This window comes from Tenuifilum sp. (genome assembly GCF_037481895.1).
Lineage (GTDB): Bacteria > Bacteroidota > Bacteroidia > Bacteroidales > Tenuifilaceae > Tenuifilum > Tenuifilum osseticum.
The window spans coordinates 18,561-31,390 of sequence record NZ_JBBFKU010000019.1 but is presented as its reverse complement, the minus strand read 5'-3'; the positions used below and the strand labels follow the sequence as shown (position 1 = coordinate 31,390).

Genomic DNA, 12,830 nt, shown 5'->3' with positions numbered 1-12,830 from the left:
CAAACCAAAATCCAATCTAAAAAATCGACCGCCCCTTTTGGGGCGGTTTTTTTATGCTAAAAGCAAATAAAGTGCAGGCCTGAAAAGGTGTGGCAATGAAGTTTACCCTAATGAATTTCGATGGGACAGCAGCGGTCTAGAAACGAAAAAGCTCAGGCATAGCCTGAGCCAAATCACATAGAAAGATTGAAACACTACTTTACAGTTGCTTCCATTAAAGCGTTAACGGCCTTTTCGAGTTGCTGGTCGCGTCCCTTAGGCGCAACTGATGGTTCATTCTTTATCACGTAATCGGGAACTGCTTCAACATTTTCCATCCAAACGCCATACATATCTTTGGCGCTGACTGGTACCATACCCCAGCGGATTTGATTATCGTGAAGTGTTTCCCAACCAGCAAAGCTACATGTGCCAGGAACAGGCATGCCTATAAGTTTCCCAATACCCAATTGCTTGTAGCCACAGGCAAAGCAACTGCCATCGCTGTAGTTTGCTTCGTTCACCAGTGCAACGGTTGGTTTTGTCCACCGGAAAGTTGGCTCGGAGCCAAGTTCGCGAACGTGGTTATGGTATGTGATAAACTTAGTGCCGGTAAAAAACATAGCCAAATCCGAAACCAGGTCGCCACCACCATTGAAACGGGTATCAACCACTACGCCTGACCTGTCGTAATACTTTCCCATCATTTCACCATAAATGTTGCGGTATGGGCCATCGCTCATCCCGGGAATATGGACGTAACCCAACGTACCGTTGCTCAGCTTTTCCACCTCATCGGCGTTACGCTTAACCCAACGGCGGTATAGCAATCGGGACTCCTGGGATAGGTTTGTAGGTTTCACTGTAACCTGTCTTTCCTTTCCATTACTTAGTTCTGTTAGGGTAAGTAGAATATACCTGTCGGCTTTTCGATTCAGGTAGTATGCCCAATCCTTATCGGTTCCAATGGTATTCCCGTCAATTGCAGTAATAATGAAGGGTGTAGAGAGGTTAAGTTCCTTACGGTCAAGTGGCCCCCCCAGCAGAATCTCATCAACCCTAATGCCTTGCCCCTGATAGGTTACATCGGGTATAATACCAAGCGAAGCGGTTTGGTCGCCATTGGGGTTGTTGAGGTAGAAGCGTGCACCTGAATGCGATACGTTAAGTTCGCCAAGCAGTTCGCTGAGCAGCTCTGCAAACTCAAAACCGTTTCCTATATGGGGGAGGAATTTCCGGTAGTGCTCTGCCATGAAATTCCAGTCAATGCCATGGTATGTGGTAGTGTAAAACCCTTTTCGGGTTCTGATAACCACATGTTCATACATGGCTTGCCTTTCGGCATCGGTGTTAACTGTAAGCTCTGCTGCTATTTTTAATGCTTCCCGTTTACCCTTGTCTACATCAACCCTATAGATTTTGCCATCGGCAAGCATGAACATGTTTTTTTCGTCCTTATCCCAGTAAAGCTTAGCATAATCAACATCCATCTCAACAAGGATTTTTGCCTCTTTCTCACGGATGTTCATCGACCAAAGGTTGTAACCCTTATCGTAGCGGGCAAGGTAGTAAAGGTTTTCGCCATCCTTGCTCAGTAGGGCATCGGCAATATCGGCTGAGGATGTGGTCAGGCGTGCTGAACGATACTCAAAGCCTTCCCAGTCGAACTTCAATGAGCTGTCAACCTTTTCATTATCTTTTTTATCCTTATCCTTTTTACCCTTTTTATCGTCAACCTTTTGTTGCTTAGCTTCTTTCTGTTTATCCTCAATTGCTTTCAGCAAGTTGTACTCGTCCTTACTAAGCCTGAATTTATCCCATGAGTCGCGGGTAAGGAAAAGTGTGTAAACATCGCTTTGACGCTCACCGCTATTGGCGTAACTTCTAAGCCCATCGCGAGTTGAAAGCCAAAGAACCTGCTTGCCACCATTTGACCAGCGAGGGGTAAAATCGTCGTAACCATTTTGTGTAAGATTCCTGAAAGGTTCAGAACCATCGGCGGGTATGGCAATTATCTCGTTGTTGGACATGGTTGGTGAGTATTCAACCAGGAGCCAGCGGCTATCGGGGCTCCAGCAAAAACGTTGGTCGCCATCGCTCATGTAGTATAGTTCCTTTGATGTGAGTAATGTTTTTGCTGATTTGCTTTCCAAATCTAAAACCTTAAGGGTTGTTCTATCCTCAATGTATGCCAACTTTTTGCCGTCGGGTGAGGGGAGGGGCTGGTAGTTGTCGTGTTCGTTACTAATCAGCAATTCCTCATTAATTAGGGTTGATGCAAAAAAGAAGGGTTCCTCCGGGCGAACACGCGAAGCTTTAAATATTTGCCAGCGGCCCTCCCGCTCACTTGCATATACCAGGCTTTTACCATCGGGAGTAAAGGCTACAAAGCCTTCCTGTTCAGGGGTTTGGGTTATTCGTTTTGTAAAAGCCCCCTCTACCGAGGTTACAAATACATCGCCTCGTGCAATGAAAGCAACCTCTTTGCCATCGGGCGACACGGAAAGTTCGCGTATGTTTCCGCTAAGTGTTACTGTTTGCTCAGGGTTCTGCTGGAAGTCGCGATTTATCTTTATTTCTACTTTATTGCTAATTCCATTATTACCCATAGTGTATATGGAACCATCGTAGCCAAAGCAAAGTGTTCCGTTTTGGCTGACGCTTAAAAAACGAACCGGATGGGTGGTAAAGTTGGTAACCTGCTTAACCTCCGATGAGTTGGATAGTGAAAGTTTGAATACATTAAAATTACTATCCTCACGGATGAAGTAAATTACTGAATCGCCAGGAGCAAAAACCGGATTACGATCCTCACCCTTATAGCTTGTGATCTGTTTGTATTCCTGGGTTTGGGTGTTGTATATCCAGATATCGCGTGCAATAGAAGAAAGGTGATGCTTGCGAAACTCATTCTCGCCGCCTTTCTTATCGTGAAAGGCTAAAAGCTTCCCATCGCCTGAGACCGATACCCATTCTGCGGGAACGGGTAGAACCTGATTTACCAAGCCCCCGTTGACCGGAACGGAATAAAGTTCAGGTTGCGATGCGGTTGGGTATAGGCGGCTGGAGGCCATGTCGTATCGTGCGGCACCGAATAGCACATGCTTGTCGTCGGCTGTAAAGGCGTAGGGTAACTCATCGGCTGAATGGTAGGTTAAACGTTTGGGTTCCCCACCCCTGGATGGTACAATAAACACATCCATATTCCCATACCTATTCGAGGCAAAGGCAATGTAATCGCCGTTGTGACTCCATACCGGTAGGTAATCGTGTGCCGGGTTAGCTGTCAATGCTACTGCCTCGCCTCCGCTGGCAGAAACCGTGTAAATATCACCCTTGTAAACAAATGCAATGGTTTTTCCATTAGGCGAAATGGCTGGGTAACGATACCATTCTACTTGGTCTTGGGAACTGCTTGATATTGATATGCTCGCAAGAGTTAAGGCGAAAAGTATTTTAGTGAATTTCATTTTGGTATGTTTTAAAAAGTTCGTTTAGTCATACTCTAAATTAAACCGCTTATCCAGTTAATGGTTTAAAATGTTTAGTTTTATTTAAAAATTGATAATTTTGAAGATAAAATTATGAAATAATGTTTTCGCTCAGTAATACTGAACTTGTTTTTGAAGGAAGAAGCAATGCCTCGCTCCGCTACGAATCCTTTATTCTTTTCATTCTTTCCAAAAAAATGCTGGCAAAGTCCTTAATTCTATTCTCAATTTTTGCCAAAAGGTTAAAAATTTTTAGGGATTTTCCGGGTAAACTTTTAGTAAAACAATTTTTTAGCCACAATTCCATAGATGAGCTAAAAGGAATTTCTACCGAAAATTTTCACAATAGAATTCTATCCTGCATTTTGCCAGTTTCAAGCGGAAATGGTTCAGCGGTCAATTTGTTATCGGATTTAGCCAACGATAAATATGATATTCCGGGGTTGGAATTCCTTTTTCTTAATGTTGACGATTACATAGAACCCCGCATTCTTAGCCTGGTATCAAACGATGGATTTTTGAATCAGGTCGATAAGAAAGCTTTTCAATCATTTACTGATTATGTTGATACGCTATGCGAAATTGCAAGTAGAAATAACAAATCGATAATCCTATATACAGCCCATTTTGCAGGTTTTTCAGCACTTCATGCAATAGCCATAGACTTAATGCAACGGTATAACACCCAAAAAACAACGGTATTTTTACTTTTCCATTTGTGCCATCTTAACTCACAAAATAGAATTGTTGACCTTGTAATGAGGGGCTCAAGCCAAGGTTTTACCCCTGGTATTGCAATTGCCAAGTATTTAACCACAGAGTATGTGAATAAAAAGTTTGTCGATAATAGCCACAACGACTCAAGCTGTCATGGTTTTAATCAGACCAAGCGAGTGTTTTTTGAGGTTACTAAATTTCTGCTAAATAATATCGATCATGTTTCAACATTACTGATTAGCCACAACCCCGATAATATACTTTACCTTACATCGCTTATGGAGGGGTGTGGTGTAGGACATAGCAATAAGAATGTTACCTTTTTGCAACGTTACGGAATGGCAAAATCCATAACACTAAACCTTGCCAACAGGGGATATAATGTTGCAACAATTATACCCCACGGTAACCTAACCGATACATTACGATGGATGCATAGGCTTTATGGCTTCGACCCGTCGTTGCCAAATATTCTTACCGAGCAGCGTTTTGTCATACTAAGAGAGCTAAATAGGCGCAAATTAGAAAATTGATACATTATGAAGTTCGATAACCAGGACACAGTATATGGTATCCACTCCCTGAAGCTTGTTTTAGCAGTAGTGGTGGTAATTGTTATAGTATTAATGTACTTAACATCAATTCCCGATTATATTGAGAGTAGTATTGGAATTAGCCAGGGATGGGTAATAGCCATTGTTGTAATACTTTACCTGATGTTTTTCGGGTATTTTATTTGGATGGATGCTGCATTTATCTCGTATAACGATGAGGGCAACAAGCTGGTTATTCGTACTTTCAAGCTACGTCCTTGGGGTGGTAAAAAGATATCGATGGAAATACCACACTCAGAATTCTACAAGTATGAGATTACCCACAAATGGCCAAAAAAACAGCTACACATTTATGTAAAAAAGGGGAATAAGATCATGAAATACCCTCCCGTTTCGGTTGTGTCGTTAACAGCAGAGCAATACCAGAAAATGGAGAGTTCCCTTAACCAACTATCGAAAGCATAATGCATGGGCGAAAGCGAGTTGCAATATCGCATAGCAATTGAGCTTATCCCAAAGGTAGGGAGTATAACCGCTAAGCGTTTAATTGCCTACTGCGGAAGTGCCGAGGCGGTTTTTCGTCAGTCCAAAAAAGCATTGCTCAAAATACCAGGCGTTGGCGAAACCATTGCAGCTGAAGTGGTCAACCAGAATGTGTTACACCTTGCCGAGAAAGAGATTGAGTTTATTGAGAGGTATAAAATTAAAGCCCTATACTTTACTGACCCTGAATATCCCGAACGGCTGCGCCAGTGTGAGGACGGTCCTGTTATGCTTTACGTGAAAACTCATTCCAACATAAACTTTAATTCTGATAAGATGATCAGTATAGTGGGAACCCGAAAGGCAACGGCTTACGGGAAGCAAACTTGCGAAGCCATTGTAAATGGACTTGCCGCCAAGGGGCATAACCCAATAATCGTTAGCGGATTAGCTTACGGGATTGATATTGTAGCACACAAAAGCGCATTGAAAAATAACCTGCAAACAGTTGCAGTGCTAGGACATGGCCTGGATACCATTTATCCTGTAGCTCACAGGACGGTAGCTAAGGAGATGGTTGAGCAGGGAGCTCTAGTAACCGATTTTATTTCCGGAACACCATTTGACCCCAATAACTTTTTGAGGCGAAATAGGATTATTGCAGGCATATCCGATGCAACCATTGTGGTTGAAAGCGCCCTTGAGGGTGGTGCGCTTGTAACAGCCGATATTGCAAACTCATACAACCGCGATGTATTTGCCGTGCCCGGCAATGTAACATCAACATACTCCCTAGGGTGTAACATGTTAATAAAACAGAACAAGGCAGCACTGGTGGAGTCGGCCGACGATATTGAGTTCCTGCTGGGTTGGAGCACTACCAGTAAAACCCAAACCGTTAAGCAGTACACAATAAACTTTGATCATTTTACCAACGAGGAGAAAAAAATTATTAACTTTCTGAAGGAAAAAGGGGAAGAAACCGTTGACCTGATTGCCCTTGGGACAGGACTTCCGGTTTCAACCGTTTTATCCTCGCTTCTTAATTTGGAGTTTTCGGGAGTAGTAAGTAGCAAACCAGGCAAAGTATTCGCCCTAAAAAACTAATGCAATGAGCAAACAACGAAAACCAAACAGGATAATGGAGCTGTATAAAAAGGTTCAGCGTTTCCTGCTTCATGGTATATGGAGCATGAACCTTGATGAGCTTCCGCCTAAGCTGAAATGGCCATTTAAGTATTTACGGGTGCTCTTGCTTGCGCTCAAGGGTTTCTTTGAGGATAAGGTAATTGTTAAGGCTTCGGCTTTAACATATTACACACTAATGTCCATTGTTCCAATTTTTGCAATGGCATTTGGAATTGCAAAGGGGTTTGGGTTTGAACGATACCTTGAACAGCAGTTAACTACCCAGTTTAAGGGACAGGAAGAGGTGATTAATAAGGTTATTGTGTTTGCAAACTCTCTACTAGCACGAACCGGGGGCGGCTTAATTGCTGGAATTGGTGTTGTACTCCTTTTTTGGTCAGTTATCAACGTGCTATCCAGCATTGAGCATGCCTTTAACGATATCTGGCAGGTAGAAAAACCTCGCAGCTGGGTACGCAAGTTTACCGATTATCTTTCCATTATGCTCATTTCGCCGATTCTACTTATTGCTTCCGGGAGTATTCATATTTTCCTTGCTACTACAGTGACAAGCATTGCTGAAAAGCATGAGCTTGTGAGCTACATCAGCCCATTCCTGATTGATATGCTCCAGTTTTTGCCGTATCTATTAATTTGGATACTTTTCAGTTTTATTTTTATAGCTATTCCTAACACAAAGGTTTCCTACAAATCCGGTATTGTTGCAGGAATTATTGCTGGTTCTGGTTTTGTAATTCTCCAGTGGTTGTATATCACCCTTCAAATTGGGGTTTCCCGATATAACGCGATTTACGGGAGTTTTGCAGCTTTACCCTTATTCCTTTTCTGGGTTCAAATAAGCTGGCAAATCGTGTTATTTGGTGCTGAAATATCTTTTGCATACCAAAATGTCGATATGTATGAATTTGAAAGGGAAACAACCCATATAAGCCATAAAAATCGGAAGTTGTTAGCCTTGCTGGTGCTAAGCACCATTGTTAAACGATTTATGAATGGAGAGAAACCGGCTACAAACCTTGAACTATCTGTTAATCTAAAGATACCCCAACGACTCATGCGCAACCTGCTCGATTTGATGGTTAACTGTGAACTGCTAAACGAGGTGGTAATTAACGATAGTAAAGATATTGGCTATCAGCCGGCACGACATGTAGAACACCTAACAATTGCATTTGTTGAGGAAAAACTCGATAGCTATGGGTTTGAGATTGAACCCGATATCCCAGAGTTGAAGCAGGTAAAACAGGTTTGCACAAGTTTTACCGAGCGTTACCGCGAATTGACCGCTAGCACTTTGATAGGTAGCATTTAGTCTACCAGTTTTGCCAGTGGATGTTTTCTACTTTAAACTTTTCCTTGGGTTGATGCTCCCCTTTAGGAAAACCAATTGGTATGAAATTGAGGGGTAAAACGTTATCGGGGAGTCCTAAAACTTCCTTTACAATTGCTACCCTATCGGGGCGGGGGTAAACGCCTGTCCATACAGCCCCCAAACCCATTGCCTCAGCGGCAAGCAGTATATTTTGCGTAGCAGCAGAGCAGTCCTGAACCCAGTATCCTTCAGGACTATCGCCTGCTTTGGAAAGGTCGCCGCAAACAGCTATTGCGGCAGGTGCTTCAAAGAGCATTTTGGCGTATGGTAAACGCTCAGCAAGAGTATCCAGGGTGGCCCGGTTAGTAACAATAACAAATGCCCATGGCTGAAGGTTTCTTGCGGAGGGGGCAGCCATACCCGCACGGGCAAGTTCTTCAAGTAGTTCATTGCTTACTTCCTGGCCAGTGAAGCTGCGCACGCTTTTGCGGGTAAAGATTGTTTTTAGGCAATTGGTCATATGCATGTTGTTATGTTATCAAAAATATCAAAAAAACATAAAAAAGATTGAATAACGAGTTACGGTTTAATCTACTTTTGCAATCATTTTATAAAAACATAAAAGATAGGAAAATGGAAAGGGTTTTTAAGCCAAAACTATTCTCGGTAATAGGTAAGGACTATTTTAAAACACAGTTTACAAAGGATCTTTTTTCCGGTATAATAGTTGGTATTGTGGCATTACCTTTAGCTATAGCTTTTGCCGTAGCATCGGGAGTTTCGCCCGATAAGGGACTTGTAACTGCTGTGGTTGCGGGCTTTATCATATCGTTTCTTGGAGGCAGCCGCGTTCAAATTGGTGGACCAACCGGTGCATTCATAGTTATTGTTTACGGCATTATTGAACAGTACGGCGTAGATGGACTAATTATTGCTACAGTGCTTGCCGGATTAATCCTTATTGGTTTTGGATTGCTCCGCCTGGGTACACTGCTAAAGTTCATACCATATCCATTAGTAGTTGGGTTTACCAGTGGTATTGCATTAGTCATTTTTTCTACACAAATAAAGGATGCATTAGGGCTTAATATCGATAAAGTGCCTTCGGCTTTCATTGCTAAGTGGAGCGTGTATTTTAGTTCGCTCGATACCATTAACCCGGCAGCAGTACTTATCACTTTGGCTACCATTCTAATCTCGGTTTACTTTAAACGGATAACCACTAAAATACCCGGTTCGTTTGTGGCTATTATTCTGGTAACCGTTGTTGTGGCAGTTTTTAAAATACCTGTTACAACCATTGAGAGTTTTTTTGGCGAAATTCCTAGCAACTTTTCATTTTCAGTTCCACATATTAATTTTGATCAAATTGGCTTTTACATTGCCCCGGCGCTCACCATTGCGCTTTTAGGTGGTATTGAATCGTTACTTTCTGCAGTGGTTGCCGATGGTATGATTGGGGGAAATCATCGTTCCAACACTGAGCTCATTGCTCAGGGTATAGCCAATGTGGTTACACCGTTTTTTGGTGGAATACCTGCAACTGGGGCAATTGCACGAACTGCCACAAATGTAAAGAATGGAGGGCGAACACCCGTAGCAGGTATGATTCATGCCCTCACCCTTCTTCTGATAATGCTTTTCTTTGGCAAATGGGCAAAGCTTATTCCCATGTCGTGCCTTGCAGGTATACTCATAGTTGTTTCCTATAACATGAGCGAATGGCGCAACTTTGTATCTATCCTTAAAGCGCCTTTCTTTGACCGTGCAATCCTGCTTACCACATTCCTGCTAACAGTTCTTGTTGATCTTACCGTTGCTATTGAGGTTGGCGTTGTAATGGCTTCGTTCCTGTTCATGAAACGTATGTCCGATGCTGCCCAGAAGGTTGAATTTGAAGTTGATTCCGATTTGGTAGAACAATATCCCGATATTCCAAAAGAAATATCAATATATGAGATCAGTGGCCCATTCTTCTTTGCATCGGCAAAGGAGTATAGCGCTGTAATAAAACAGTTAGGGTTAAGATCAAAGGTGATGATTATCAGGATGCGCCATGTACCTTTTATTGATTCAACTGGCTTAAACAACCTTAAGGATACCATTAAAACTCTTCAAAACTATAACGTTAAGGTAGTACTTTCTGGAGTAAGGAAGGAGGTTCATGCCGATCTGGAGCGAGGCGGAGTGGATAAGCTCATTGGGAAGGAGAATATTCTACCATCGTTCGATCTTGCTCTAGAACGGGCAAAAGGTTTGATTGGTTAAGGTGTGGATATTGCCCATTTAATTTACTGTAAACTATTTTGGGGTGTGTTTGCCGGCCATTTGGCCGCAGGCCGCCCCAACCTCGTTTCCCCTTGATTGACGGATAGTCCAAAGCGCTCCATGCTGGTTTAACCAGCGGGTAAAGTTTTCCAGTTCCACAGGGTTTGGTTTCCTGAATTCGCTAGCAGCAGAGTGCTCGTTCCAGGGAATTATATTGATATGGTAATTCAGCCCTTTCAGCAGTTCACACACAGCTTTGGCGTGCTGCTCACTCAGGTTAATTCCTCCAAGAGCAACATACTCAAACGAGAGCCGTAAAGGCTTTGGTATGGGGTGGTTGAGTAGTATGTCAACCACTCGGCTAATCGGATTTTTTACTTCCGATGGCATCAGCAATGCCCTTTCATCGGGAAAGGGCGAATGAAGGCTAATGGCCAGATTGCATGGCGGGTTCATCAGGAATCTCTCTAAACCATCAAGGATACCTACGGTTGAGAGCGTAATGTTTGACCTTCCAAAGGCAACGCCCCAAGCCGATGTTAAAATTTCCAACGCTTGGCTAACCTCAGCCCAGTTATCGAAAGGCTCACCCATGCCCATGATAACCAATCGGTTTACACTTTTACTTTCGGGGATTGCTAACAGCTGTCCCACAATACTGCCGGCATCCAAATTACCTTTGAAACCTATACTCCCGGTCATACAGAACTTACATCCCATGCGACACCCGGCCTGAGTTGACACGCAAAGCGTTTTACGCTTGCCATTGTCCATGTAAATCGATTCGTAGTGCTGCCCTTGTGCATTGGTAAACAGGTATTTTACTGCACCATCGGCTCCGGGATATCGCTCATAGCCGATGTGACCATGTACCTCACCAAATTCATCTTTTAGCGTTGTTAGTATATGCTTGGGAATATCATTTATATCAGCATAATTCTGAACTCGCTTACGATAAATCCATCCAGTGAGTTTAATTCCATAGTGGGTAGGGAATCCCAATTCCGATAACCATGCTTCAACCTGCTTTAGGTCTTTACCAATTAGCGTTTCCCCTTTCTGCATTCCGGAATTAGTTTAAACTGCAAATTTAGCTTTTGTTATAATTTTTATGTGAATAAGTGTGGTTTCTGCTTCAAACGGTTGAAATATAGAAAATAGACAATTTATTATCAAACCATACTTGAAATCAAAATTACTTTGATTTTAAATTCTTTGTAACTTCGCGGAGCAATGAGAAATCTTCTAAAAATAGTATTCCCTGTTGCAGCAATTTTTTTATTGCTGCTTGCTTACGGGTGCAATCGGAGGGTGGCGCCCAAAAGCGCTAAGGTTGATAAAACCCGAAAGCTAAAGTGCAGGTGTGGCAAAACTAAATTTCCCAAAAGCCATTACCAGGTTACTATGACCAGTTTTGATAACAGGTGATTCTAGTTAATTTAACAATGATTGGAATACATAAACCATAGACAAAAATGAGTAAACTACAGGTTAAACTTAACAACATTTACCAGTTTGTTGATGCTAGCGATGTGCTTTCGCTAAAGAACAAGGTAAACGATTGTCAAAAACTTATTGAAGGAAAGACTGGAAAAGGGAGCGATTTTCTGGGCTGGGTAACCTTACCTGCCGAAATTACTGACGATCAGTTGAAAAGCATTGAAAAGGTTGCCAATGAGCTTCGTTCCAAGAGTGAGTTTGTGGTAGTGGTAGGTATTGGTGGCTCTTACCTTGGAGCAAAGGCTGTGATTGAGGCCTTGGGCAATAGCTTCTCCATGCTCGACAACGGTGGCACAAAGGTGCTTTTTGCCGGCAACAGCATTTGTGAGGATTACCATGCCGAGCTTTTAAAGTTACTCGATAAGCACACCTATTCAATAGTAGTTATTTCAAAATCAGGAACTACCACAGAGCCTGCCATAGCATTCCGCCTGTTAAAACAGCACCTTGAGGGGAAGGTGGGGAAAACAGAGGCGGCATCGCGTATAGTTGCAATAACCGATCAATCTAAGGGTGCTCTGCGCAAGTTAGCCGATACCGAAGGCTATCGTACTTTTGTAATTCCCGATGACGTAGGCGGACGTTACTCAGTATTAACCCCTGTAGGGCTTTTACCCATTGCCATTGCTGGTTTCGATATCAGGCAAATGGTTGAGGGCGCACGCCAGGCAATGACCGATACTTCGGTTGGTGTCCCTTTTGAGCAAAACCCTGCCTGCCAGTACGCAGCAGCACGCAACGTGCTTTACGCCATGGGCAAAAAGGTTGAGATAATGGTGAACTATACACCCAAGTTACACTATGTAACGGAGTGGTGGAAGCAGCTTTACGGCGAAAGCGAAGGCAAGGAGAATAAGGGTATCTTCCCCGCCGGCGTCGATTTTACCACTGACCTTCACTCCATGGGGCAGTATATCCAGGAGGGGGAGCGTTTTATTTTTGAAACCGTAGTCTCGGTTGAAAAGCCATCGCACACACTCAACATTCCAAACGACCCTGAAAATCTTGACCAACTTAATTTCCTTACAGGCAAGCGTCTTTCGGAGGTTAACCATATGGCCGAATTGGGCACCATTGTTGCCCATAACGATGGGGGAGTACCATGCATCCAGATTACCATTCCTGAGCTAAGTGCATTCTGGATTGGTTACCTGCTTTACTTTTTTGAGCGCGCATGCGCCATTAGCGGTTATATACTGGGTGTAAACCCATTCGATCAACCGGGCGTGGAGGCTTACAAGAAGAATATGTTTGCCCTGTTAGGTAAACCCGGTTTTGAGGATGAGGGAAAAGCCTTACGGAAACGTCTAGGGATATAACTACCAAGTAATATCTGCAAATAAAAAAAGAGGTGCCCTAAAAAGCACCTCTTCCTTT

The 12,830-nt window shown here is 43.0% G+C and carries 9 protein-coding genes; 6 read left to right on the top strand and 3 right to left on the bottom strand.

The window, feature by feature from the left end; all coding sequences use genetic code 11:
- Positions 1–194 precede the first annotated feature (194 nt).
- On the bottom strand, positions 195–1,307 hold the full coding sequence (locus WHS63_RS07375) for a S41 family peptidase (protein ID WP_445204564.1): 1,113 nt from the start codon (positions 1,305–1,307) through the stop codon (positions 195–197).
- A 2,264-nt stretch (positions 1,308–3,571) separates the two neighbouring features.
- Between WHS63_RS07375 and WHS63_RS07370 the strand changes: the two genes are divergently transcribed.
- The 4 genes from WHS63_RS07370 to WHS63_RS07355 are packed head-to-tail and all read left to right on the top strand — an operon-like array spanning position 3,572 to position 7,685.
- Complete coding sequence (locus tag WHS63_RS07370) at positions 3,572–4,720, top strand: proline dehydrogenase family protein (protein ID WP_445204543.1); 1,149 nt, start codon at positions 3,572–3,574, stop codon at positions 4,718–4,720.
- A 6-nt stretch (positions 4,721–4,726) separates the two neighbouring features.
- Positions 4,727–5,206: a hypothetical protein gene (locus WHS63_RS07365; RefSeq protein ID WP_445199172.1), complete on the top strand. Its 480-nt coding sequence runs from the start codon at positions 4,727–4,729 to the stop codon at positions 5,204–5,206.
- 3 nt (positions 5,207–5,209) lie between these two features.
- On the top strand, positions 5,210–6,331 hold the full coding sequence (dprA, locus tag WHS63_RS07360; protein ID WP_445204542.1) for a DNA-processing protein DprA: 1,122 nt from the start codon (positions 5,210–5,212) through the stop codon (positions 6,329–6,331).
- A gap of 4 nt (positions 6,332–6,335) precedes the next feature.
- Positions 6,336–7,685: a YihY/virulence factor BrkB family protein gene (locus WHS63_RS07355; protein ID WP_445204541.1), complete on the top strand. Its 1,350-nt coding sequence runs from the start codon at positions 6,336–6,338 to the stop codon at positions 7,683–7,685.
- A 1-nt stretch (position 7,686) separates the two neighbouring features.
- Here WHS63_RS07355 and WHS63_RS07350 read toward each other — a convergent pair whose 3' ends face one another.
- Positions 7,687–8,205: a nitroreductase family protein gene (locus WHS63_RS07350; RefSeq protein WP_445204540.1), complete on the bottom strand. Its 519-nt coding sequence runs from the start codon at positions 8,203–8,205 to the stop codon at positions 7,687–7,689.
- A gap of 113 nt (positions 8,206–8,318) precedes the next feature.
- On the opposite strand from WHS63_RS07350, the gene WHS63_RS07345 reads away from it, so the two are divergent.
- A complete protein-coding gene (locus WHS63_RS07345; RefSeq protein WP_445204539.1) occupies positions 8,319–9,953 on the top strand; it encodes a SulP family inorganic anion transporter in 1,635 nt (544 codons plus the stop codon).
- A 33-nt stretch (positions 9,954–9,986) separates the two neighbouring features.
- Here the strand turns inward: WHS63_RS07345 and rlmN are convergent, their stop codons facing one another.
- Positions 9,987–11,018, bottom strand: coding sequence for a 23S rRNA (adenine(2503)-C(2))-methyltransferase RlmN (gene rlmN / locus WHS63_RS07340; RefSeq protein WP_445204538.1), 1,032 nt, complete (start codon positions 11,016–11,018; stop codon positions 9,987–9,989).
- A 410-nt stretch (positions 11,019–11,428) separates the two neighbouring features.
- Here rlmN and WHS63_RS07335 point away from each other — a divergent pair, with 410 nt between their 5' ends.
- Positions 11,429–12,772: a glucose-6-phosphate isomerase gene (locus WHS63_RS07335; protein ID WP_445204537.1), complete on the top strand. Its 1,344-nt coding sequence runs from the start codon at positions 11,429–11,431 to the stop codon at positions 12,770–12,772.
- Positions 12,773–12,830 lie beyond the last annotated feature (58 nt).